This is a genomic window from Chroococcidiopsis thermalis PCC 7203 (assembly GCF_000317125.1).
Taxonomy (GTDB): domain Bacteria; phylum Cyanobacteriota; class Cyanobacteriia; order Cyanobacteriales; family Chroococcidiopsidaceae; genus Chroococcidiopsis; species Chroococcidiopsis thermalis.
The window spans coordinates 1,942,513-1,966,463 of record NC_019695.1; the positions used below are offsets into that span (position 1 = coordinate 1,942,513).

Genomic DNA, 23,951 nt, shown 5'->3' on the forward strand with positions numbered 1-23,951 from the left:
CCTGTGCTGTAGGGGTGAAGCGCCTCACTCTTACTCTCTTTAACTCGCTAAAGTTCATTTAGTTCATTCATTGCAATACTTCTCGTCAGAGGAGGTATAAGGAGGTACTCGTGGATTTTTTGTCCTTGTTTTTCATGGACTTCGTTAAGCAGTTGCAGTCCCCAACACTCGGCTTTTTAATTGGTGGTATGGTCATTGCCGCTCTCGGCAGCCAACTGCAAATTCCAGAGTCGATTGTTAAGATCATCGTCTTCATGCTGCTCACCAAAATCGGTCTGACCGGTGGTATTGCGATCCGCAATTCCAACCTGACGGAAATGATTTTACCCGCAGCGTTTTCGGTAGCAGTCGGGATTCTCATTGTATTCATCGCGCGCTATACATTGGCCAAGCTGCCAAAGGTCAAAACCGTGGATGCGATCGCGACTGGAGGGTTGTTTGGTGCCGTGAGTGGCTCTACGATGGCTGCCTCCCTAACGCTCCTGGAAGAACAAAAAATGTCTTATGAGGCATGGGCTGCCGCACTCTATCCCTTCATGGATATCCCAGCACTCGTCGCTGCAATTGTGGTTGCCAACATTTATCTCAACCGGAAGAAGCGTAGGACAGCAGACGAGTATCTCAGCAAGCAGGAATCTTTCAGCAAGCAGCCCGTTGCGGCAGGCGATTATCCCGATCGGCAAGATTATCCCGGCAACCGACAAGAGTATCGCAAGCAGAAGGATTCTGCGGATAATCGAGTCAAGATCTGGCCGATCGTACAGGAAAGCCTCCAGGGACCTGCCCTATCGGCAATGTTGCTCGGCATTGCTCTTGGCATCCTCACCCGACCGGAAAGTGTCTATGAAAGCTTTTACGACCCCCTCTTCCGCGGCTTGCTTTCGGTCTTGATGCTGGTTATGGGTATGGAGGCTTGGTCAAGGATTGGCGAACTACGCAAGGTTGCCCAGTGGTATGTCGTGTATAGCCTGGTGGCACCGTTTGTGCATGGGCTAATCGCCTTCGGTCTCGGTCTGATTGCCCACTACGCCACAGGATTCAGCCTTGGCGGTGTCGTGATTCTAGCCGTCATCGCCGCCTCCAGTTCAGACATCTCAGGCCCGCCCACGTTGCGAGCTGGTATCCCGTCCGCTAATCCCTCCGCCTACATCGGTGCCTCCACAGCCATCGGTACGCCCGTTGCGATCGGCTTGTGTATACCGTTTTTCCTCGGGCTTGCCCAGGCAATCGGCGGCGGCTAGTCCCAGTCGGGCGCAGTCTGTCGGCGCTCCCTTGTCTCGGCAGACCAAGTAGATCAACATATAAGATCGAGATACAGAGGTAAGAAGGTAACTAACATGGCTAAGCCAGCGAAAAAGCTTGTCATCGTCACAGAAAAGATTTTGCTGAAAAAGATCGCCAATATTATCGATGAATCCGGGGCGACTGGTTATACGGTGGTGGAGACTGGCGGTAAAGGCAGTCGCAACGTGCGATCGTCAGGTCAACCCAGCGTTTCTGACACCACGGCGAATATAAAGTTCGAGATACTTACCCCAGATCGGGATATGGCTGAGAATATTGCGGATCAGGTCGGAGTGAAGTTTTTCCTCGATTATGCGGGCATTATCTACATCTGTGACGCGGAGGTCCTGTACGGGCACAGTTTCTGTGGACCAGACGGCTGTTGAATCGAGACGACTTAGACACAAAAAGCCGGGTCATGACCCCGGCTTTTTGGTAGCCGTTACTTCAAACTTTAGTACCCCCCGCAGTTTTATGACTCCCTCAAACCCTTAACCTTCATTGCTTTAAACTCATGATTTTGTCCAACATTCTGCCTCCTTTCAGTGGGGGGATAGCCGCTCTCATGACTCCGCTACCATTCCTGGCGACCGTTGTTGCTGAGGATTCACCTATTATTCTGTCTGGCGTATTGCTGACGCTGGTAGTAATTTATCTAGCCAGCAAGTTTGGCGCAGAGGTCGCAAGGCGATTGGATTTTCCACCCGTCCTGGGGGAACTGGTCGCTGGTGTGATTGTCGGCGTTTCAGCGTTGCACCTGGTGATTTTTCCCGAAGGAGGGCTGTCTGCCTCTGACTCGGTAATTATGACGGCGTTGCAAGGGTTAAATCAATTGGCACCGGATGCGCTGACCCGAATCTTTGAATCGCAAAGTGAAGTGATTTCGGTTCTAGCTGAAATCGGCGTGATTATTCTGCTGTTTGAAATTGGACTGGAATCCGATCTGCGGCAACTGAAGGAAGTGGGCATTCAAGCCACGGTTGTCGCCTGTGTCGGAGTCGCAGCACCTTTTACGGCGGGTACGGCAGGGTTAATGATGCTCTTTCATGTAGCCGCAATTCCAGCGATTTTTGCGGGAGCTGCGTTAACGGCAACGAGTATCGGCATTACCTCTAAAGTGTTGGCAGAGTTAGGTCAACTCAAATCCAAAGAAGGGCAAATCATTGTTGGCGCGGCGGTGATTGATGATGTCCTTGGCATTATTGTCTTGGCTGTAGTCGCCAGCTTAGCCAAAACCGGTGAGATTGATGTCGCCAATGTCATTTACTTGATTGTCAGTGCTACAGCATTCTTGATTGGAGCAATTTTGTTGGGGGGTGTCTTTAACAAAAGTTTTGTGGCGATCGTAGATCGGCTCAAAACCCGTGGAAATATTGTTATTCCGGCATTCATCTTCGCTTTCTTTATGGCATTTTTAGGTAACGCCATTCATCTCGAAGCGATTTTGGGTGCCTTTGCAGCGGGTTTAGTGCTCGATGAAACCGATGCCCGGAACGAGTTAGATGAATTAATCAAACCAATCGCCGATTTACTAGTACCAATCTTCTTTGTGACGGTGGGAGCGCGTGCCGACCTCGGTGTTTTGAACCCGGCAGTACCGGAGAATCGAGCAGGACTATTGATTGCTGTCTTTTTGGTAGGGGTGGCGATCGTTGGCAAACTGGTGACGGGCTGGGCAGTGTTTGGACTACCCGGAATCAATCGCTTCGCGATCGGGGTTGGGATGATCCCTCGAGGTGAGGTGGGTCTAGTGTTTGCTGGCATCGGCTCAGCTAGCGGCATTTTGGATAAGCCGTTGGAGGTGTCGATTATTATCATGGTAATTTTGACAACTTTTCTGGCTCCACCTTTTTTACGGGTTGCTTTTGGTTCATCCACGAATCCCATCCCAGAATCTACCACGGCTGTAGAAACAGCAAGTGAGTAACGGTTTTACGAGATTACGGCTGTTTACTCAATAGATGATTGTGGTGCGAGGTTGGGTAAACGATCGAGAAATTGCAGAGTTTCTAGCACCAAGTTACACCAATCAACGGTAGCTGAGTAAATGCCGATGACCTCGTGTTCATTTGACTCTAGACACCGACAGCCTATCTGTCGGTTACGTCCTCACCAATACTCAATCGTTGTTGTGGCTGGTGATGGATTTAGTGTTCCCAGCCAGTAACATTTAATACCAGCTACAACAACATCCGATCGCGAATCTTAAACGGAATTTTTCTGTATAAATAGTGTTTTAAGTGAACCCGCTTCTACAAGTTCTGGCGTTCAAAATTTGCTGAAATGTAAAAATGCGATCGCCTCTCATTCCCGACTCCTATAAGGGCGGGTTTATCCACAGAATTCTGGGTTGTTTCATAAATCTCCTGTAAAAACCCGCCCCTACGACTCCCGATACAATAGAGGTGTTGAGAATCATTTTTAGTATTCTGTCTTATGACTGTTACCCAATCGACCGATCTATCCTCTACTCAACCAGCTAGCGTTATGGGTGGGGAAGTGCGCGAATTTCCCTGGTCTTGGCAAGGACAATCCCTCAAGTTGGTCTACGAAACTCTGGGACAAGGAACGCCTGTTCTACTCTTACCTGCCTTTAGCACCGTTTCTACTAGAGGAGAAATGGCGCAACTGGCAAAGTTATTATCTCCGCATTTTCAAGCTGTAGCGATCGATTGGATTGGCTTTGGCGTATCGTCTCGCCTTCCACTCGACTATCGCCCTGAGTTATATCAGCAGTTGTTAAAAGACTTTGTTAATAGCACGTTTCAAACTCCGATTATCGTTATCGCTGCTGGTCATGCTGCTGGTTATGCAATGCAACTGGCAGCCAGTCAACCACAAGCTTTTTCAAAAATTGTCCTCGTCGCACCTACTTGGCGGGGTCCTTTAACAGTAATGGGTGTCAATAAGCAAGTCGCTGGTACGGTGAGGCAAGCCGTGCGATCGCCTGTTCTCGGTCAGGCTTTGTATAAGATGAATACCACACCTGGCTTTTTGCGCTACATGTACGGCAGTCACGTCTATGCAGACAAGACAAAGCTGACAGACGATTTCATTCAACAAAAATGGGAAATTACCCAGCAACCAGGGGCGCGATTTGCTCCAGCTGCTTTCGTGACTGGGAATTTAGATCCGGTGCAACAACGAGAAGATTTTCTCAATTGGTTTCAAGGATCTATACCCGTGTTAGTCGTTATTGGGGAACAGTCTCCACCCAAGTCGCGGGCAGAAATGGAAGCTTTGGCAACTTTACCAGGAGTCCAGACAAAGACACTACCAGGTTCGCTGGGTTTGTATGAAGAGTATGCCGCCGAACTAGCAGAGATCGTTTTGCCTTTTCTACTCTAGCGATCCATCGGTAGCGTAACTGTAAATGTAGTACCAACTTCCTCTTCACTCTCAACCGCGATCGCGCCTTGATGCAATTCTACCGCTTGCTTGACGACTGCTAGCCCCAATCCAGTCCCAGGAATACCACCGACATTACTAGCGCGATGAAACGATTCAAACAGCCTTTGTAGATCCTTGGGAGGAATTCCAATCCCTTCGTCTTTGACACGGAAAATCGCCTCGTTTTTTTGACAAGTAAGTTCAAGCGTGATATCACCACCTTGGGGTGAATATTTAATTGCATTTGAGAGTAAATTGGTCAATATCTGCTGTAAAAGCTTTTTATCCACTTTGGCGGTGAAACGTTTGCCTGGAGATACAAGTGCGATCGCGTGTGCTTCTTTAGCTGTCAGCTGCATTTCTGCTACCAACTGACGGCAAAATGCTTCTAATTCTAGCTCAATTGGATTAAACTCTAATTTGCCAACCTCGGCGCGACCGAGCGTAAGTACATCATCCAACAGTTCGATCAACCGATTGACTGCGGCTTGCTGACGTTGGAGCAATTCTTGTTTTTTCGGCTCGGATAGTTTGTTATTGCTGCGAACCAACAGTTGAGCTGTACCAGAAATCAAATTCAGTGGGTTGCGAAACTCATGAGAAACCATTGAAACAAACCGAGATTTCAATTCGTTCAATTCGCGTTCTTTTTCTAAAGCATTACGCATTTCTGCTTCTGCTTGCTTGCGTTGGGTAATGTCGAGGACAAAAGCAACACAATTTAAACGGGGAGAGCGTTCTACCACAGTAACTCCAATTAGCACCGGCACCCGACTGCCATCAGCTCGAATATACTCTTTCTCAAAAGCATTACAAACACCCGTATTTCTTAACTCCTCGATCGAATCGCGATCGCGATCGCGATACTCTGGTGGAGTCATATCATTCCAACGGATCTTTCCCTGCTTTAAGTCTTCGCGGGTATAACCGACCATTCTTAAAAAGGCATCATTGGCATCTGTAATGTTCCCCTCTATATCGGCAGCGATCGCCCCAATTAAATTAGAGTTAATTAAGCGCTGAAACTGGATTTCACTTTGGTGCTGGGCGGCGATCGCTCGTTCTTCTCCCGCCTCGGCTTGCTGACGGGCGACTATTTGTTGCTGAAGTTGCTGATTTGTGGTCTGAAGTTGAAGTGAAAATTGGCGCGATCGCAGTAAAATTTCTACCCGTGCCTGTAACTCTATTTTTTCAATCGGTTTGGTAATTAAGTCGTCGATACTTTGCCATAAATGCCGAGTCGCGTATCCTACATCCTGACGCGTAGTTATGAGTAAAAAGGGTAAAATTACTGGCTTTTCAGCAGCTCTTGTCGCTTGCACCCATTCCCAAAAATGGTCTAATGCTCTAGCATCGAGGATACATAGGTCAAAGGGTTGCGAATCTAAATCTGCTGGCTCCGTTACCTGTGCTGCCACTTCCGGTAGAATGACCGAATAACGAGGTGCTAGCCACTCCGATAACAGACGACGATTTTCTTGATGTTCGAGCAGCAGTAGAATTCGACCCATAATTAATAGTTAATGACGCTTCGGTGCAACTTCCTCTTGTTCCCCCCTTTTTAAGGGGAGCCACTTGCGTGGGCGGGTTTCCCGACTTGAGCAAAGTGGCGTGGGCTAGGGGGGATCTTTGGATGAGTGGCGCAGTTTTTCAATCCCCCAACCCCCGCGAATTCGGGGGCGATGAAAAAGTGGCACATGGGGTTAATAGTTAATCGTAAAATCATCACGCTCGCTGTAGCAGATTGCGAATTAACTGTAATAGGTTTTGAGCAGTCAATGGTTTAACTAGCAAGCCGAGTGCGCCGCGAGCCAGACACGCCTGCTGCATTCCAGCTTGATGAGGTGCTGCGATCGCGACGAAGGGAATAGCTTTTTCTTGTAACCGTTGGCATAAAGACAAAATTTGGCGATCGAACCCAGAAATATCTAATAACACTAACTCGATCTTATTCGTATTTTCTAACACGGACTTGATTTCTGCCTGACTTGCCGCGCTAAGAACTTGATATCCCTGTTTCGCTAAAAACTGAGCTAACAATTCTGAATTACGACGATTGCGATCTACACTCAGTATAATTGGCTTTTCATCACTCACCGTTTTTATCAATCCATTCGGGAGTACCGCTAAGGATGTTGCGTAAATGAGTCAAAGGTTTTCCAACCTTGATTCCGTAACGAGTAATTTCTAGCTCTCGCAGAGTTTTTTCAAAACTAGACAACCGTTTCTTTAGTACGCCAATTGCTTTGCGGATCTCGCCTTGAATCTCCAAATAACGCAGAAAAACAATATTATCTGTCATGTAGCTGATACCTATGTCTGTCGCCCGAAAGTTGCCCGTAATGCTTTCAGTTTCGTTCACTAAAATCACCGTCACTCCCATATTTTGCAAATACTTACAAAGGGCGTGCAAGTGAGTCACTAAATCCTCGTCCCGACCGCGCAGGGAAATTCGATAACCAGAAACGCTGTCAATCATCACAATCCGAGCCTTTTGCTGCTCTACTTCCTGTTGCACCATATTGGCAAACTCATCGGGACTGTGGAGGAGTGGTTCGATCGGGATGACAGAAAGTGTTTGTCGCTGCATCATGGCATAAACTGGAATATTGATGGCTTCGCAACGATGCAGCATGACATCAATCGGTTCCTCAAACATATAAACAACCGATCGCTCCCCCCGTCCTGCGGCTTCTTTCATAAATTGGAGTCCGATGGTTGTCTTGCCAACTCCACTTGGACCTGTAAACAACGTTACTGTTCCCCGCTCTATCCCACCATGCATTAGCTCGTCTAAGTCTGGTACTCCCGAAGGAATCATCTCTAACTTAAATTCTCGCTTATGGACTTCGGGCTGGAGGCGAGGAAAGATTTCCATACCTCTGTCAGTCAAGCGCATAAAATGTAAACCAGATCGAAAGTCAGAGCCACGGAATTTCGTAACGCTGATGCTACGTCCCTCCAAGTTTTGGTGGAGATGGATTGCTCCATCGCTCATAAACTGTAGATCGTCATCTGGTGCGGAGCCGCCATCTTCAGAAGAAAATAGTACCGTTGCGCCTTTCTCTAATAAAAACCGCAAAAACGACAACACTTGTTTGCGGAACTGAAATGTATTGCTAGATAAATAGCGAAATTGAGTCATCGCATCTAAAAACACCCGCTGCGGTTGCAGCGATCGCACCTGCTCTACAATTTGTTGCGTCATCGGTTCTCGTTCGACTTCCGCCGCCGAGAAAATATCGTAAGTCTGGACTTGGCTAAAAAAGTCTGATGTTGGGCTGAGGTCGAGGAAGGTAATTCCTTGGGTATCAAAACCTATACGCTCGGCATTTTTGCGAATTTGCTCTGCGGATTCCCCTAAAGTTATATACAGCGGCTTTTCACCGCTAGCAACGCCTTCAACCAAAAAACTGAGTCCAAGTGTTGTCTTGCCCGCGCCCGATCCTCCTCGCACCAGATAAGCTCGAACTGGAATTAATCCACCATGCAGCACTTCGTCTAATCCTGAAATGCCCGTGGACATGCGTTCACTCATTGCTCAAGTCCTTCAAATCAGTACCCACCATTTTCTGTATTTTCTGGTTCGATTTTTTTCAGTTTTAATTTTAATTGAATTCTTTAGACTTTAAAAGTCATTTTTTTTAAATGAGATTTTTTCATAGATATCTATATTAGATCGTCGGCTTTTTGAAAACTGTTATGTGTTAGGTTTAAATAAAAATTTAATCGAAAAATTTATTAAAATAAGAATTAAAAGTCTAGAACTTTATTACTTTACAACAGCTCGTATGTTTTTTTTAAGTTTGTTGTCATTCAATTTATGGCTACAACTGAGATTTACATCTACTGAGTGAGAAGGTTTCAGATTTTAGTAGGGTAGGCATTGCCCGGCGACTAATAAATCTATATTCGAGCTAAGAATATTCGATTTTCTTTAAAATTAGGCAATATATAGCAGTTCTCAATGATTTGTAAAGTGGGCTTCTAGCCTGCCGCAGGCTAGAAGCCTGCTCCACGTTCATGAATTAAATAGGATTGCTATATAACTTTATGACTGGCTTAATTAATTGTTTGAACAACTTGAAGTGGAATTAAATTTGTTGTTTAATTTCCAGTATTGAATGCTTTCTTCATTTTATCTTTGTTATATTGTTTTTGGAAAACAATTATCGCCCTGAGTGCTATAGTAATTTGAGTTAATCGTGGGCATTGCCCACCCTACAATGAAATTGTCTCCCTGTCTCTATCTGTTAGAGAGATTTAGCTCGCCTGCCCAAATTTAATTTTAAGTCGCTGTAGCGCAGGCTGCTACTCGCTCCAGTAATTACGGCGCAAATTGTAGTGCGCGTCAGGCTGTAAAATTGTATAGGAATGGTTATCATTCTAAATTATGTAAGGTAAACAAGTTGAGCTATGGTAACTACAGCAGCAGATAATGTAGTCCCCGTTACCGTACTGACGGGCTATCTCGGATCGGGTAAGACAACCCTACTCAATCGCATTCTGACCCACGAACACGGTAAGAAAGTAGCTGTAATTGTCAATGAGTTTGGGGAAGTAGGAATCGATAACCAATTGGTGATTGATGCAGACGAAGAAATCTTTGAGATGAATAATGGTTGCATCTGCTGTACCGTGCGCGGTGACTTAATTCGGATTATTGGTAATTTAATGCGGCGGCGCGATAAATTTGACCATTTGGTAATTGAAACCACTGGGTTAGCCGATCCTGCGCCCGTGATTCAGACATTCTTTGTCGATGAAGATATGCAAACCCAGCTATCTTTAGATGCAGTCGTAACAGTGGTAGATGCCAAGCACATTTGGCAGCACTGGGAAGCAGATGAAGCTCAAGAACAGATTGCTTTTGCCGACGTGATATTGCTCAATAAGATCGATTTAGTCTCAGAAACAGAGTTAGCAGAATTGGAACGGCGAATTCGTGGCATGAATGCGATCGCCAAAATCTACCACACCCGTAACTCTGAATTGGGTATGGATGCACTCTTAGGCGTGCAAGCCTTCGATCTCAAACGCGCCCTAGAGATCGATCCAAACTTTTTAGGAGAAGATGCCCACGAACACGATGAAACTGTAGGTTCCATTGCCATTGTCGAACCAGGGACTCTCGATATGCAAAAGTTGAACGATTGGTTATCTTACTTATTGCAAACACAGGGACCCGATATCTTTCGCATGAAAGGTATTTTAAATATTGCTGGAGACGACCACCGCTACGTATTTCAGGGGGTACACATGCTATTTGAAGGTACGCGCGATCGCCCCTGGAAATCTGACGACGAAAGAAAAAACGAATTAGTATTTATCGGGCGCAATTTAGATGCAGACAAGCTGAAAGAAGATTTTCGGGCTTGTTTGATTTAAGGGAGTCGGGAGTCGTAGGGGCGGGTTTTTTTGAAGATCCTGGCGAACAACAAATAGTTCCGCTACTAAACCCGCCTGTACAGGAATCGGGGAAGGGAGACAAGGGAGACAAGGGAGAGGGGGGGAGACAAGGGAGAGGGGGGAGACAAGGGAGAGGGGGGAGACAAGGGGGAATAATTACCAATTCCAATTACCAATTACCAATTACCAATTACCAACTACCCATTACCAACTACCAACTACCTATTACCCATTACCAAATTTTCTAAATTATGAAATTCCCCACAACTAGCAACCAATTACTCGAACTCCATACATGCACAACTCTGGAGGATTACGTCACCGCGATCGCTTGGTCGAGTGACGGTCAAATCGTTGCTAGCGACGCGGCGGGAGGGGTGACACTGTGGGATGGGGAAACACTCGTTCCTCTACAGACAAATAGTGGTACATCAGTTGATTGTCTCGCCTTCTCTCATGACGGGCAATTTCTGGCTACAGGAGGACAGGATGGACGAGTTAGAATTTGGCGCTGGTGCGATCGCCAATTGATTGCCACTTTGGAAAATGCTCCTGCTTGGGTGGATAAGTTGGCTTGGAATCCTAGAAGTAACCAACTAGCTTTTAGTTTGGGGCGCTACGTCCAAGTGTGGGATGCAAATACAGAGGAGATTGTTGTTACTCTCAATTTTGAGAATTCTTCTGTATTAGGAATAGACTGGCATCCAGATGGACAGTATTTGGCGATCGCGGGATATCAGGGGGCAAAGGTTTGGGATGCAACAGATTGGGATGACGATCCGTACGTTATGGATATACCATCGGCAAGTCTGGCGATCGCTTGGTCACCTGATGGCAAATATATCGCTTCTGGAAACATGGATCGGACGATTACAGTTTTAGAATGGGGCAATCCCAATCCCTGGGTGATGCGGGGCTTTCCTGGTAAGATTCGTCACCTAGCTTGGTCAAGTATTAAGACGCAACGAGACGCACCGCTACTTGCCTCAGCTAGCGTTGAAGGGATTGTGGTATGGGAAAAACTAGAGGATGAAAATTTAGGCTGGGATAGTAGATTGTTGCAGCGACATACAGATATCGTACAAGCGATCGCCTTTCAACCTGGTAGTCTACTTCTCGCTTCGGCGGCGGTTGATGGTTGGCTGTGTTTGTGGCAAAAAGCCAAGCGTATCGCGCAGTTAATCGACGATGCAACTGATGGGTTATCTTGTCTAGCTTGGCATCCTCAAGGGCAAAAATTAGCAGCAGGGAGTCAAGCAGGGGAATTGTTGCTGTGGTCAAAAGCTTCGCGGGGAACTGGATTTGGTCGCGGTAAATAGTCGATCGCCTGCCGAATTTCTGAAACTTTTTGCTCGTAGGTGACATCATCTAAAACTGGTGTAGCAGCCTCAAGATCGATCGCTTCATTTAAATCGATCCACGATCTGCAACCCCCATATTCAACACGATAGGCAATTTGACGCGATCGGGATAACTTATAAGCCCGCAAAAGTAAGACATACACGGGTTGACGGGGTTTCCATTTGAGGCGATCGCGAATAAATTTTTCGTTCCAAACATGGAACGGTAGCAAAGCATTCACAATTGTCTCGTCTAACACTGGCACAATATCAGTAATCTTTGCCCAACTGCCGATTTTAATTGTCTCAGGATGCCAACCAGATGCTACTGGGGTAACTTGCGAAGCATACTCAGGCTTGAGTAATTCGGGCTGTTGGTGTTCGTAAGTGGGGTAAAGCAGAACCTCGTCGCGATCGACTTGAAATTGTCCGCCACTTTCACGGATACCACCTTTACGCAATAGTAAGATCGTTTCGCCCCGTTCGATCGCGTTAACAGCAACCGCCCATTCCTTGAGTGCGTGGATTGTGGTTAGTAACATCGGTAAATCTCTATAATTTGCCCTCTCTAATAATTACCACTTCTATTGTGTTGCTGCCATCAATTCAAACAATAATTTGCTCAACAATAGTTCGACTAGGTTAAGTGACGATAAGTTCCTGAAAAAATGGTCTAATTAAGTATTCTCATAACTCGCGATTGCATTCACTGATGCGGTCTTTTTTTTGTTGTGGAACAGCATAGTACTTCTCTCAATTTCCATCCTAGTAATGGTTTGGTCAAGACGAATGGCGATCGATAGCACAGCTAAATAAAACTACTGTATAACTTTAAAGCAATTTATAAAACAATTGGGAACTAAATCAAACACAGCAACGTTTTTCGATGATTTTCTGACTCAATTATTTAAGCAAATTGGCTTATTTGAAATCATAATTATCGTCGTCAGCACTGAAATTTCTTTGTTAGTATTGCCAAGACAGTTACAAAGTTATTGACTGTAACACCACAGCAAGTGAGGAAATAAAAATGGGCGGAAATATAACTAAGAAAAGCTTGAATACAAAACTTTTTAGCTTACTTGGAATTGCTGGTGCTAGCGCTTTACTCGGTTTACCAGCGTTTGCTCTACCTAATTCCTCCGATGGAAATACCAGACAGTTTTTAGCTCAGTCTACTTCTAGCCCTAGTAGTGGCAGTGGTTCTTCTACTGGTACAGAAATGTCACCAGGCAGCAGCACGACTCCAGGTAGTAGCACGACTCCAGGCAGCAGCACGACTCCAGGCAGTAGCACCACTCCAGGTACTACCACTTATCCTGGCAGCACGACTCCAGGCAGCAGCACGACTCCAGGTACTACCACTTATCCTGGCAGCACGACTCCAGGCAGCAGCACGACTCCAGGCAGCAGCACGACTCCAGGTACTACCACTTATCCGGGTACTGGTTCTGATTCCAATGGCACTACGACTCCTTCTAACTCTGGTAGCGGCACGATGACTCCGGGTAGCAGCACCACTCCAGGTAGCGGTAGCATGACTAGCCCTAATAGTTCTAGTGATTCGGAGATGACCCCTAGCAGCAAGCCCAGTGGCTCTAAGAAAACTCCATCTCAAAGTGGTTCTCAGACAACCCCTCGATAAAACATTAGCGGCTAGCAGTCAGTCAACAAGTATTTAATTCCGAATTCCGAATTCCGAATTCTACCTAACCGCTAGCCCCATTTGTCAAAATTCTCTGGGCGCGGCGTGCTTCTGCATCCGTGCCTTCTACGATGACTAAATACTCTTGTGGGAAAGAGCGATCGCTTTCTACATTTGTACTTACTGTCAGTCTGTCAGCGCAGTTTAAGGTTGAGATCGCACCACCACAAGCCAATCCAATTCCCGTACCGAATAAAGTCGCAGCTAAAGTTGTTCCTACCGTGCCAACAGCTAACGTTGGAGCAACTCCTGGTACCAGTAAAATACCAATACTTACTAAACAACCACCGATCGCGCCGACTGTGCTACCGACAATCATGGCACAGGGCGATTTTTCTGTTTGTTCTGTTGCGAGTGCGCCAGCTTGAGTTCTCTGAATTGCCGCTCTCAAATCTGCCAATAATGCTGCATCTTTACTGGCTACAGAAATATGACTAATAGGAAAACCCGCACAATATAATTTGGCAAATGCTTGTTCTGCTTCCTGACGAGTTGTAAATGTACCCACGGTGCATCTATGTTTTACTAAAACCATCTGCTCCTCCTCTAAATCCGCTTTGTTCGATAGTTATTAACTGTTGTTTAGCCACCATCACTCAGTCATACAGGCAACATTACCAGTTGCACCTACTTAGAGTTAGGCTTATTTTTCGTTTTTATATCTTGCTAAAAACAACTTAGATCGAACAAAGTAGTCGAGAGAAGAATTGAAATATAATGATAAGCTTTATCGCTAATTTCTTTGAGATTTCAATCTTGAAGTTAAGAGATATTAAGGTGTCCGAGCTACGATTGAAATTAAGTACAAATATCTAATTCCTCAAATTATTTCATGTATCAAAGTTAAGGATAAAAATGTTTCTTATGCAAAATATCTGCGATCGCGTAGACAGTCAAAAGTTGTAGGGGCGGGTTCACTGAAAATATTTGCCCTATTCAAAATTGTTTGATAACCCCGCCTGTACAGAAGTCAAAATCGATCGCCCCTCACTCCTAACTATCCAATGACCATAAAAAAACTCCATTTATCACGCAGGACTTTGCCCTGAATAAATAGGAGTTGATGTATATAGTTAAAGTTTGTAGTTAAAAAGTTTTTACTTGATGTAAAGCAGACAGAATTGATTCAAATTATGCTTCTTCCTCCTTGCTTTCGCTACTACAACCAGGAGAAGCCTCATAAAGTGCGTCTAATTGGGCGCGGGCGTCTTCAACATCAATAGACCGCATGACTAACAGCGGTTCTCCGATAGGGTTACCAGCTGCGTCCAGTAATTCAGGGTGAGGTACGGAGCGATTTGAGATATAGGGAAGATTCCCTCTATTTTGCATGGGCGATCGCGGTGCAGCAAACGTGCGATCGCGCTCGAAACTGAACATAATTAAGTTGCGAATTAGATTGCTTACAGCTATCAACGCTAGGATAGTAAAAGCAAGGATGTAAAGTAAGTGTAACATCGAGTTTTTTCTCCAAGCCAGCCAGTCTATACAGTTTTTTGCGAGTTTTTACGAACTTTTACCGCTTTGCTAAAGGCATTGACCGTTATCTCTAGCATCACAGAATTTGCTTCGATATACAATCGTCTACTCAGAATATTTCAGTCAAGCATGTATATTACAAGGAACACTTTATCTAAATAAAATTCTTTAAAGTTCTACCTCTGGCTGTGTTGCCTGCTCCGACCGGAAGCGAATTGCCACTTTCCAACATTCTGTCACTAATTGATGCCAGGGTACGAGCGTTGCCATGTCAATGCCTACTTGTCCCCCAGTTGCCTGAAACATGAGCTGTGCTGTACTTACCTCCTGCTGGGCTTGCTTAACTCTTGCCAACAATTCAGATTGCTGTTGCGGTTCTAAAAATGAAACTTTCTCATTTTCTAAAAACGTTTGCGATCGCCCGAACCAATACTTAAAATCTTCAAGTAGCGGTTGGAGTAAGGTTTTTAACAACTCAGGTTCTGGCAAGTTTTGATTAAGCATGAATGAAAAGTAGATTACTAACCTACCACTAATTTTAACTTAGTTCAAGATTCTTTACATTCTGTCATTAGAAGTAACTGGGAGCAGGGAGCAGGGAGCAGAGAAAAGAGAGCTGAGGAAGCTGAGGAGGTTGAGGGAGCTGAGGGAGCCAATACCAACTACTAACTACCAATTACCACTCCCGACTCCTGACTCCTTACAATAGAAGGCAAACGGTATTGGTTTACAGTCTCATCAACATAGTTTTGTAATTAAAATGTCTAGTTCAGAATCCCATTGTCAACCGGAACAGCAGGAACAAGCACCGCAGGAAAAAATTTATCTCCCTCGCACCAGTGAATCAGAGACATTGCAGAAAATTCGCCACACTACCTCTCATGTCATGGCGATGGCGGTGCAAAAGTTATTTCCTAAAGCACAGGTGACTATTGGACCCTGGATTGAGAATGGATTTTACTACGATTTTGACAATCCCGAACCGTTTACAGAAAAAGATCTCAAAGCCATCCAGAAAGAGATGGTGAAGATTATCAATCGTAAATTGCCTGTCATTAGGGAAGAAGTCAGCCGCGAGGAAGCCGAACAGCGGATTCAGGCAATTAAAGAGCCGTATAAACTAGAAATCCTGGCAGATATTAAGCAGGAACCAATCACGATCTACCATTTGGGGGATGAATGGTGGGACTTGTGTGCTGGACCCCATCTTAACAACACGGCAGAGTTGCAACCCAAAGCAATTGAGTTAGAAAGCGTTGCTGGGGCATACTGGCGCGGTGATGAAACCAAGGCGCAGCTACAACGAATTTACGGCACGGCTTGGGAATCAGAACAGCAATTAGCTGAGTACAAGCGTCGTAAGGAAGAAGCCCTCAGACGCGACCATCGCCGCTTAGGTAAAGAACTAGGACTATTTATCTTTAGCGATGAGGTGGGACCGGGTTTACCTCTGTGGACTCCCAAAGGAACGCTGTTACGCAGTCTTTTAGAAGATTTTCTCAAACAAGAACAGCTCAAACGCGGCTATCTTCCTGTGGTAACGCCCCACATTGCCAGAGTCGATTTATTCAAAACCTCTGGTCACTGGCAGAAATATAAAGAGGATATGTTTCCATTGATGGCAGAGAATGAGGAAGCAGCAGCCCACGAATTGGGTTTCGTTCTCAAGCCGATGAACTGCCCGTTTCACATCCAAATTTACAAGAGCGAATTACGTTCTTATCGCGAATTACCAATGCGGTTGGCAGAGTTTGGAACTGTATACCGTTACGAACAATCGGGTGAATTGGGTGGTTTGACGCGGGTGCGTGGTTTTACGGTAGATGATTCTCACCTATTCGTGACTCCAGAACAACTCGACAGCGAATTTCTCAATGTGGTGGATTTGATTCTGTCGGTATTTAACAAGTTGCAACTGAAAAATTTCAAAGCAAGACTGAGTTTCCGCGATCCGGCTTCGGATAAGTACATTGGTTCTGACGAGGCGTGGTCAAAAGCTGAAGGAGCAATTCGCCGCGCTGTAGAAAAGCTAGAAATGAACCACTTTGAAGGAATTGGGGAAGCAGCATTCTACGGTCCCAAGCTCGATTTTATTTTCCAAGATGCTTTGGAAAGGGAATGGCAGTTAGGTACGGTACAAGTTGATTACAACTTACCCGAACGCTTTGACTTGGAATATGTTGCAGAGGATGGCACGCGCCAGCGCCCAGTAATGATTCATCGCGCTCCATTCGGCTCGTTAGAAAGATTAATTGGGATTTTAATTGAAGAGTATGCAGGAGACTTTCCCTTGTGGCTAGCACCCATCCAAGCTCGATTAATGCCCGTCAGCGATGCTCAATTGATGTTTGCTAAAGAAGTCGCAGACAAGATGCGATCGCTCAACATGCGCGTAGAAGTCGATACCAGTGGCGATCGCTTGCCGAAAATGATCCGCAATGCTGAAAAGGCAAAAATTCCCGTCATGGCGGTTGTAGGGGCGAAAGAAGTGGAGTCCGATAGTTTGAGTCTCCGCGTTCGTACTGCTGGTAAACCATCGGCAGATCTCGGCACGATCTCTGTCCCTGCGGTGTTGGAAAGGATGCAAAAGGCGATCGCCAACTACACTAATTTCTAATCCTGAGTATTACGCCCCCATTAAAAAGCGGTAACGACACACCGTCAGCCTCGATCCCCCAACCCCCTTAAAAAGGGGGCTTTAAATTTCCCCTTTTGAATCGGACTCGATCCCCCAACCCCCTTAAAAAAGGGGCTTTGTTTCCCCCCTTGAAAGGGGGGCTAGGGGGGATCTTCGAGGAGCGATCGCTTTTAACTGAACCGTATTGGGGGCTAGGGGGGATCGAGATCTGCAACTTCAAGCGCGTAACTTTTTACTCGTCGATCTGCCAAGAATCCTTCGTTAACTCTTCATCAATAATGTGCTTGGGACGCACGACAACAACAATTTTTCCCAGTAACTTGACATCTGGTTGAGTTTCAAACCAACCAAAGTCAACTTCCCCCGCTGCATCATAGACAAAATAACTATTGACATCCCATTCTCTAGCGTGACGGTCGGCAATGACTAGAACTGGTTCCGATGTTGTAGCTGATTGATTGGGGAGGCGATCGCTTTGACACAAAATTGCGATCGGATCTTCAGCACTGCGGACTGTTTGCCAACCTGGTAAGGCTACCCAAGCCTGTTCCCCAGCAAACTTGACAATCCGAAAAGGCTCTACTGCTTCTACTATTGGTACAGCTTGAACTTCAGCCGATTTTAACGGCATTTCCCCAACAACTGGAATCAATCGCGGTAATTGATCTTCGGAGTCTGGACGATAAAAAGGGATGGTTGGAGCCGGACGCTTGGGAACGACGGTAAAATCGACAAGCAACTGTTCGATCTTTTGTCTTGCCGTATCCGAATCGGCAAACCTTAGCCCCTTAGCAATTAATCGCGATCGCTCTTGTAAATCTGATTTTTGTCGTGCCAGTCGCCAACACTGATAAGCAATTGCATCCCCTGGACGATCGGCAAATCCTTCGGGTAAGTTACGCAGGCGAGAAAATTCTTTCATATCCCGTGCCACTTCCTTAGCCATATCCGCATCTAAGTTGTGAGCCAAGATAAATTCTGCTGCGGCGACTCGTTCTGCATTATTGAGCAACCGCAGTTCGTACAAAATATCGCTGCCTTTTTGAGTAAAGCGCGATCGCACTGCCTCAGAAGCATTTGTTTTTTCTAAAGAAGTATAAACCTGCGCGCCTACAATCACCTGATTTTGTTGCACTGGTTCAAATCCCGTCGCTTCAAAGATCTGCTGTGGTGTTTGCCCTGCTTTTTGCAACTGGGCGATCGCTTGACCCCATTCCACCCAACTACCTTGTTTTTGCCGCAGGGATGTCAGCGTGGCTTCGATGTCGAGTTGGTTGGAGGGCGATTCAGTCATGATGAGGAGTGAGGAGCGAGGAGTGAGGAGCGAGGGAACAAAACGTTTATTATCCGTTGTTTGATTATATATGTAAGAGTTTTATTAGATTGACCTATTTAAAATTTCTTGTAGTGCAAATGTTTGCCTAGTCAGAACCAGCCTTATCCTAATTTAGAGGATAGTAACTAGCTTTTACTTCCTCTTGTCTACTCCTTCTTGTCCTCCTTGTCTCCCTTGTCCCAATTTTGAATTTTGAATTTTGTTCCCCTTATCCCCCTTATCTTCCCCCTCTCCCTTATCCCCTCACTCCTCACTCCTCACTCCTCACCCCTCATATGGAAGTTCAACAGATATTCGATCGCATTGCCCCAGTTTACGATCGCTTAAATGACTTGCTGAGTTTAGGTCAGCACCGCATTTGGAAGCAAATGACAGTTAAGTGGAGCCAAGCAAGCTTGGGGGATACCTGTGTCGATCTATGTTGTGGTAGCGGCGATTTAGCGCTGCGTCTCGCCCGTCAAGTAGGAGCTAACGGACGAGTATACGGGGTAGATTTTTCATCGCAACTGCTGGCGATCGCCCAACAACGCAGCCAAAGCCAATATCCCCAACCCCCGATTTCTTGGGTAGAAGCAGATGTATTGAATTTACCTTTTGCCAATAATCATTTTGATGCTGCAACGATGGGCTATGGACTGCGCAACGTTATCGATATTCCTTGTTGCTTAAAAGAACTGCATCGAGTTCTCAAACCTGGCGCTAAAGCGGCAATTTTAGACTTTCATCGTCCTGAAAATCCTCAATTTAGAGCTTTTCAACAATGGTACTTAGATAATCTCGTCGTTCCCGCCGCCCGTCACTTCAATCTCACGGAAGAATACGCCTATATCAGCCCCAGTTTAGATCGATTTCCTTCAGGTAAAGCACAAGTTCAACTCTCGCAAGAAGTAGGGTTTGCAACAGCCACTCACTACCCAATTGCCAACGGTATGATGGGGATATTGGTCTTAACTAAGGGATGGGGTTAGGAATTCGGAATTCGGAATTCGGAATTCGGAATTCGGAATTAAAACACGCACTACACTCTTTCCCGACTTCTGTACGGGCGGGTTTTGACCGAGAATTCATTGCCTCAGTTACTATCTATTTGCGCGCACCCGCCCCTACGACTCCCCATTTCCCACTCCCTAACTCTCATCTCCTGCTTGTATGGATTGGTCTCATTTCTGGGTTTATGTTAGTCCGCCGATCGCGGGAGCAATTATTGGCTATTTCACGAACGATTTAGCCATTAAAATGCTGTTTCGTCCCTACCGAGCGCGTTATTTTGCCGGAAGACAATTACCTTTTACTCCTGGTTTAATTCCTCGCAACCAAGAACGCTTGGCAAAGCGGGTGTCGGACACGATCATGGGTTCTCTACTGACACCAGAGGAATTGCAGAAGTTGACGCGGCGATTGCTGCAACCGGAGCGAGTGCGAGGAGGGATAGAATGGCTGTTAAGACTGGCGATCGAACAGGTTCGTACTGATAGAGATCAAAGAGCAACCAAAATTCTGGCGGGAATTTTACGCGATTTGGTTGGGGAATCTTTACCGCGTTTGTTTAAGGTGTTGTTGCGACGAGAAGAGTTTTTAGGCACTCAACTCAATCAAATTTTCGACCAGGTATTACTTGAGTTTCAACTCAGCGACGAGCAAGCGGGGAGGTTAGCTGATTGGTTGCTGCAAGTCGTTCTTCCACCAGACGCAATTCGGCAGTTAGTCATCGATCTTTTAACCGATCGCACAATTCAAATTATTGATGAGAGTTTTCGCGAAAAAACGAGCGGTACGTATTGGGTAGTTGCTAACTTATTTGGTTTGCGTAACACTTTGGCGCGCCTGCGAACGTTTTGTTTGGACGAAAGAGAAGTTACGAATGCGCGGATTAAGGAGTTAATTCAAGAGCTTCAAGTCCGCGAGCGCCTTAAAGTTTGGTTGAAAAGTTTATCGTTGCAAAATTTACCTGTTTCTACTGTAAAGCAATTACGCAATACAATTCGAGAAACAGCAATCGGCTATTCTCAAATTCACGGACCAGAGTTTATTCAAGGATTTAGCGATTCGATTGATTGGGAAAATACTGCTAGCGTGCTGCTCAATCGTTTGCGTAACTCTCCTGCTTTCAGTTCTTCTCTAACCGCGATCGGTCAAGAGTTATCTTTAATTTTGGAGCGTTATTTAGAGCAAGATTTAGAAAATTTGGTGGCACAGGCACTTCCAATTCTATCGATCGACCAGGTAATTATCGATCGCGTCAAATCTACCTCTCCTGCCGAATTAGAAGCTGCGATCGAAGGAATTGTCAAAAATGAGTTACAGGCAATTGTTAACTTAGGTGGTGTTCTCGGTTTTGTCGTGGGACTATTTCAAGCCGGATTGTTATTTTTCCAACAAATTCAGTAGGGTGGGCATTGCCCACCACACTTTGCTAAATTTCCGTTTCGCTAATCTCACGTACGACGTAATCGAATGGTTCATCGACAAACGTAATGTTAGTCATTCCAGCCGTCACTAACTTTTCTTTGACGATATTTTTCATCAGCTGGATACTTCGAGCAGTGGGACCTAAAGGGATTCCTAGAGAGTTGAACGTATCTCGCAAACCAGCCAGCAATCGTTCGTCTAAGACGCTAGCATCTCCAGCCACGATCGCATAGCTACAATATCGCAAGAAGTAGTTCATATCTCGCACGTACATATTGTAGCGGCGTGTTGTGTAAGCATTGCCACCTGGACTAACTAGCTCTGGATATTCTTGGAATAATAGACTAACTGCTGTTTTGACAATCTCAGCTGCATTGGAACCAATAACGCCTGCTACCTGTACCCGTTTCTCACCATCAGCCAGAAACTCTTTCAGAGTCTCAACAACCTCGCGATTTAAAGAACTACCCGTTAAATCGCAATTCTTGGCTACGCTTGTTAATTTATCTTGCATTAGATTCCTCTCCGAAACGTTTATATTAAAACAACTATTCCGCTGGAAACCTGAAGCTAAAAGAGTGATATATCGTTCTAAAAATTGGGTCTTAGGATTGAGTCTACCATAACGATCTGCTCTAACTATTTTGCTCTAACTATAATGAGATTATTGGTATTCATCTGTAGCGTAGCTGCATAGTGACTCTCTACAAATTTATGCCATCTGCTCAAAATGAGTTGGCAGAGATAGGCTTGAGATAGCACGATCGCAGGAGATTGTTGAGGATGAGATCTCAAGCAGAAAATGGCACTTCAATTCTGGAGCGAACAAAAGATTGGGTAGCTGCGGCTGGCGATACTTTTAGCCATACGATCGCGCGGATAACTACCACAACTCAAGATGCTGCTGGCAGTCTAGCAGATCAGGCGATCGCACCGATTGCCTCCACGCAGGCGACTGTGTTTCAGAGTTGGTTAGAAGCACATCCAACCGTAGAGCGATCGCTACAAGTTCTGAATTGGGCAATAGAACACCCCATTATAAGTGTAATTATACTGTTATTTGTCATTGCGATTGCCTGGAGTTTAATTAAATCTATCGGACGCTTGCTTGAAAAGTTCTGTTTGTCCGTATTACAAATGCCGCTGAAATTAGGGTATTTTTTAATTCAAATGAGCTGGCGATCGCTGCATAAATTATTCGCTCGATTTAGCCTAAAACCTACTCGAAGAAACATGCATCAAATGCACGTCTTACCGACATCAGACGGGCAAACAAATTATACCGAGCAACACCAGCGACTATTAGAAATTTCTGCTAAGTTAGCCCTGCTTAATCAAGAGCAAAACGAGTTGATGCGGGAAGCTCTATCAATTCTTAGCTCAAATCAAATTGCTACAGAAGATATTCCCAAAAATTTTCAGCACGAAGTCTTTTCAAATATTGATAAAAGCATATTTCAAAGTTAGTAAAGTGGGCATTGTCCACCCTACTTTGAACTTTTGACTTTGAACTTTTGACTTTTGACTTCCTTAATATCTTTCCAATAACAACTTTACTTCTTCTTTCAACGCCCAATTTTTCATGGCTTCCCACTCAGCCAGACGGACGGCAATGTATGCTTGAGCGAGTTCTTTGCCTAAAGCATCGAGGAGAACTTTATCGGTTTGGAGATGCGCGATCGCCTCACCTAGATTTGTTGGTAGGGCATCAATTCCCTTCGCTGCTCGTTCCGATTGGGACATAGATCCTGGGTCAACTGCGATCGCCTCTTTTGGTTCGAGTTGACGACGCACGCCGTCCAATCCAGCGGTGATGACTGCGCCTAGAGCGATGTAGGGATTGGCAGAAGCATCAACAGTTTTGATTTCAATCTGCGTCGGACTGGGACTTGCAGGATCGCTAGGGACTCGGATCGCGGCTTCGCGGTTGTCGTATCCCCAAGTGCGAAAAGCCCCACTCCAGGAGTGAGGGCGAATGCGACGATAGGAGTTGATACTAGGGGTAGTCAGTGCCATCAAGGCGGGTAAATGCTCCAAAATGCCAGCAATAAAAGCACGGGCAATTTTTGAGATTCCAGGCGCGTTTCCAGTGTCGGAAATCAGATTTTTACCATCTTGCCAGAGACTCAGGTGCAGGTGACAACCACTACCCGCTTGTTCGGCAAAGATTTTTGGTAGAAACGAGGCTTTGAGTTTGTGGCGCAATGCTACTGCACGCACGGTTTCCCGAAAAGCAATTTGGTAATCTGCTGCTGACAAAGCGCGGGTGTAACGCACTGAAATTTCATGTTGTCCGCCACCAGATTCGGGATGGTACTGTTCTACAGGGATATTTTGGGCGAGGAGGGCTTCAGCAATTTCGTTAATAACTGCTAAATTAGCATCCATCGCGAAAGTAGAAGCAAAGACCGTGCGATCGCCTGGTTCTACTCCCAATCCATTCTCAGATGGATGGAGTAGATAAAATTCATTTTCAAACGCTGCCATCACCTCTATCCCTGCTTCTTGCGCCGCCGCGATCGCTCGTTTCAAAAAGTCTCGCGGACAGTAAGCCCAAGGAATGCCATCTTGCATCATATCGCCAATCGCGCGAGCGTGACCTGTAGAATAAGGCAGTACGCTCAAGGTATTCCAATCTGGGATTAGGCGAATTTCACCTACAGGACTCAACCCCGTTTCCGCCACTACCGCGTCGTGCATCACGGGAACCGCTTGCTGTGCCGCACTAATGCCGACTCCATAATCCACTAGCTGAGATAACGCGCCGATGTGTATTGCTTTGCCACGAATGATATTGGCATTGTCGCACCAGAGAATACGAATAAATTGCACCCTACTTGCCTGTAAGGTTTTATAAATCGTGTCTTGCATCATGGCGCTTCCTGCATTGCCGTGGAAATTCATTTTTGAGGTTCCGTATACTGTTGCTTTGAATACCTTTGCTCTAACTCCAGTAGTGCT

Annotated in this window: 22 protein-coding genes; 12 read left to right on the plus strand and 10 right to left on the minus strand. The window is 45.7% G+C overall.

Translation table 11 applies throughout. The features are described from left to right. The first annotated feature begins 110 nt into the window (after nucleotides 1-110). The 4 genes from CHRO_RS08600 (at nucleotide 111) to CHRO_RS08615 (ending at nucleotide 4,632) form a co-directional block, all read left to right on the plus strand. A complete protein-coding gene (locus CHRO_RS08600; protein WP_015153813.1) occupies nucleotides 111-1,241 on the plus strand; it encodes a sodium-dependent bicarbonate transport family permease in 1,131 nt (376 codons plus the stop codon). 96 nt (nucleotides 1,242-1,337) lie between these two features. Further along, nucleotides 1,338-1,670 (plus strand): P-II family nitrogen regulator, encoded by a 333-nt coding sequence (locus CHRO_RS08605; RefSeq protein ID WP_015153814.1) that lies wholly within the window; start codon nucleotides 1,338-1,340, stop codon nucleotides 1,668-1,670. 128 nt (nucleotides 1,671-1,798) lie between these two features. Continuing rightward, nucleotides 1,799-3,211 carry a cation:proton antiporter gene (locus tag CHRO_RS08610; protein WP_015153815.1) on the plus strand — a complete coding sequence of 471 codons (1,413 nt, stop codon included), beginning with the start codon at nucleotides 1,799-1,801 and terminating at the stop codon, nucleotides 3,209-3,211. A 509-nt stretch (nucleotides 3,212-3,720) separates the two neighbouring features. Next, complete coding sequence (locus CHRO_RS08615; RefSeq protein ID WP_015153816.1) at nucleotides 3,721-4,632, plus strand: alpha/beta fold hydrolase; 912 nt, start codon at nucleotides 3,721-3,723, stop codon at nucleotides 4,630-4,632. Here the strand turns inward: CHRO_RS08615 and CHRO_RS08620 are convergent. The 3 genes from CHRO_RS08620 to CHRO_RS08635 form a co-directional block, all read right to left on the minus strand. Further along, nucleotides 4,629-6,185, minus strand: coding sequence for a sensor histidine kinase (locus tag CHRO_RS08620; protein ID WP_015153817.1), 1,557 nt, complete (start codon nucleotides 6,183-6,185; stop codon nucleotides 4,629-4,631). The genes CHRO_RS08615 and CHRO_RS08620 overlap by 4 nt on opposite strands. Before the next feature lie 214 nt (nucleotides 6,186-6,399). Beyond that, nucleotides 6,400-6,771: a response regulator gene (locus CHRO_RS08630; protein ID WP_015153818.1), complete on the minus strand. Its 372-nt coding sequence runs from the start codon at nucleotides 6,769-6,771 to the stop codon at nucleotides 6,400-6,402. Then, nucleotides 6,764-8,212: an ATPase domain-containing protein gene (locus CHRO_RS08635; RefSeq protein ID WP_015153819.1), complete on the minus strand. Its 1,449-nt coding sequence runs from the start codon at nucleotides 8,210-8,212 to the stop codon at nucleotides 6,764-6,766. Before CHRO_RS08635 ends, CHRO_RS08630 begins: the two co-directional genes overlap by 8 nt. 878 nt (nucleotides 8,213-9,090) lie before the next feature. Between CHRO_RS08635 and CHRO_RS08640 the strand changes: the two genes are divergently transcribed. From CHRO_RS08640 to CHRO_RS08650, 3 genes are read left to right on the plus strand one after another with little or no spacing between them, the layout of a single operon-like run. Then, nucleotides 9,091-10,062, plus strand: coding sequence for a CobW family GTP-binding protein (locus tag CHRO_RS08640; protein WP_015153820.1), 972 nt, complete (start codon nucleotides 9,091-9,093; stop codon nucleotides 10,060-10,062). Further along, entirely contained in the window at nucleotides 10,050-10,331 is a 282-nt protein-coding gene (locus tag CHRO_RS08645) for a hypothetical protein (RefSeq protein ID WP_041462407.1), read from the plus strand. The genes CHRO_RS08640 and CHRO_RS08645 overlap by 13 nt, the downstream gene beginning before the upstream one ends. A 3-nt stretch (nucleotides 10,332-10,334) precedes the next feature. Further along, nucleotides 10,335-11,402, plus strand: a complete 1,068-nt coding sequence (locus CHRO_RS08650) for a WD40 repeat domain-containing protein (protein WP_015153821.1) — start codon at nucleotides 10,335-10,337, stop codon at nucleotides 11,400-11,402. Here the strand turns inward: CHRO_RS08650 and CHRO_RS08655 are convergent. After that, complete coding sequence (locus CHRO_RS08655; RefSeq protein ID WP_015153822.1) at nucleotides 11,336-11,965, minus strand: DUF1802 family protein; 630 nt, start codon at nucleotides 11,963-11,965, stop codon at nucleotides 11,336-11,338. The two genes, CHRO_RS08650 and CHRO_RS08655, sit on opposite strands and share 67 nt — an antisense overlap. A 488-nt stretch (nucleotides 11,966-12,453) precedes the next feature. Between CHRO_RS08655 and CHRO_RS33240 the strand changes: the two genes are divergently transcribed. Next, nucleotides 12,454-13,068, plus strand: coding sequence for a hypothetical protein (locus tag CHRO_RS33240; protein ID WP_015153823.1), 615 nt, complete (start codon nucleotides 12,454-12,456; stop codon nucleotides 13,066-13,068). 64 nt (nucleotides 13,069-13,132) lie between these two features. Here the strand turns inward: CHRO_RS33240 and CHRO_RS08665 are convergent, their stop codons facing one another. From CHRO_RS08665 to CHRO_RS08675, 3 genes are all read right to left on the minus strand, one after another. Further along, entirely contained in the window at nucleotides 13,133-13,663 is a 531-nt protein-coding gene (locus CHRO_RS08665; RefSeq protein ID WP_015153824.1) for a hypothetical protein, read from the minus strand. 596 nt (nucleotides 13,664-14,259) lie between these two features. After that, the gene (locus tag CHRO_RS08670) at nucleotides 14,260-14,586 is read right to left on the minus strand and encodes a DUF2973 domain-containing protein (protein ID WP_015153825.1); all 327 of its coding nucleotides are present in this window, start codon (nucleotides 14,584-14,586) and stop codon (nucleotides 14,260-14,262) included. A gap of 189 nt (nucleotides 14,587-14,775) precedes the next feature. Further along, a complete protein-coding gene (locus tag CHRO_RS08675) occupies nucleotides 14,776-15,111 on the minus strand; it encodes a DUF2605 domain-containing protein (protein WP_015153826.1) in 336 nt (111 codons plus the stop codon). A 256-nt stretch (nucleotides 15,112-15,367) separates the two neighbouring features. Here CHRO_RS08675 and thrS point away from each other — a divergent pair, with 256 nt between their 5' ends. Further along, a complete protein-coding gene (gene thrS, locus CHRO_RS08680; protein WP_015153827.1) occupies nucleotides 15,368-17,224 on the plus strand; it encodes a threonine--tRNA ligase in 1,857 nt (618 codons plus the stop codon). Between the two features lie 253 nt (nucleotides 17,225-17,477). Here thrS and CHRO_RS08685 read toward each other — a convergent pair whose 3' ends face one another. After that, nucleotides 17,478-18,539 carry a RuBisCO accumulation factor 1 gene (locus CHRO_RS08685; RefSeq protein ID WP_015153828.1) on the minus strand — a complete coding sequence of 354 codons (1,062 nt, stop codon included), beginning with the start codon at nucleotides 18,537-18,539 and terminating at the stop codon, nucleotides 17,478-17,480. Nucleotides 18,540-18,856: 317 nt separating this feature from the next. Between CHRO_RS08685 and ubiE the strand changes: the two genes are divergently transcribed. Both ubiE and CHRO_RS08695 read left to right on the plus strand, forming a co-directional pair. Then, a complete protein-coding gene (gene ubiE, locus CHRO_RS08690; protein WP_015153829.1) occupies nucleotides 18,857-19,549 on the plus strand; it encodes a bifunctional demethylmenaquinone methyltransferase/2-methoxy-6-polyprenyl-1,4-benzoquinol methylase UbiE in 693 nt (230 codons plus the stop codon). A gap of 181 nt (nucleotides 19,550-19,730) precedes the next feature. Further along, nucleotides 19,731-20,969 (plus strand): DUF445 domain-containing protein, encoded by a 1,239-nt coding sequence (locus tag CHRO_RS08695; RefSeq protein ID WP_015153830.1) that lies wholly within the window; start codon nucleotides 19,731-19,733, stop codon nucleotides 20,967-20,969. Nucleotides 20,970-20,994: 25 nt separating this feature from the next. Here the strand turns inward: CHRO_RS08695 and CHRO_RS08700 are convergent, their stop codons facing one another. Then, on the minus strand, nucleotides 20,995-21,504 hold the full coding sequence (locus CHRO_RS08700) for an allophycocyanin subunit beta (RefSeq protein ID WP_015153831.1): 510 nt from the start codon (nucleotides 21,502-21,504) through the stop codon (nucleotides 20,995-20,997). A gap of 269 nt (nucleotides 21,505-21,773) precedes the next feature. Here CHRO_RS08700 and CHRO_RS29510 point away from each other — a divergent pair, with 269 nt between their 5' ends. After that, nucleotides 21,774-22,457 (plus strand): hypothetical protein, encoded by a 684-nt coding sequence (locus tag CHRO_RS29510; RefSeq protein ID WP_015153832.1) that lies wholly within the window; start codon nucleotides 21,774-21,776, stop codon nucleotides 22,455-22,457. 63 nt (nucleotides 22,458-22,520) lie between these two features. On the opposite strand, the gene CHRO_RS08710 is transcribed toward CHRO_RS29510, so the two are convergent. Then, nucleotides 22,521-23,894 (minus strand): glutamine synthetase family protein, encoded by a 1,374-nt coding sequence (locus tag CHRO_RS08710; protein WP_219336115.1) that lies wholly within the window; start codon nucleotides 23,892-23,894, stop codon nucleotides 22,521-22,523. Nucleotides 23,895-23,951 lie beyond the last annotated feature (57 nt).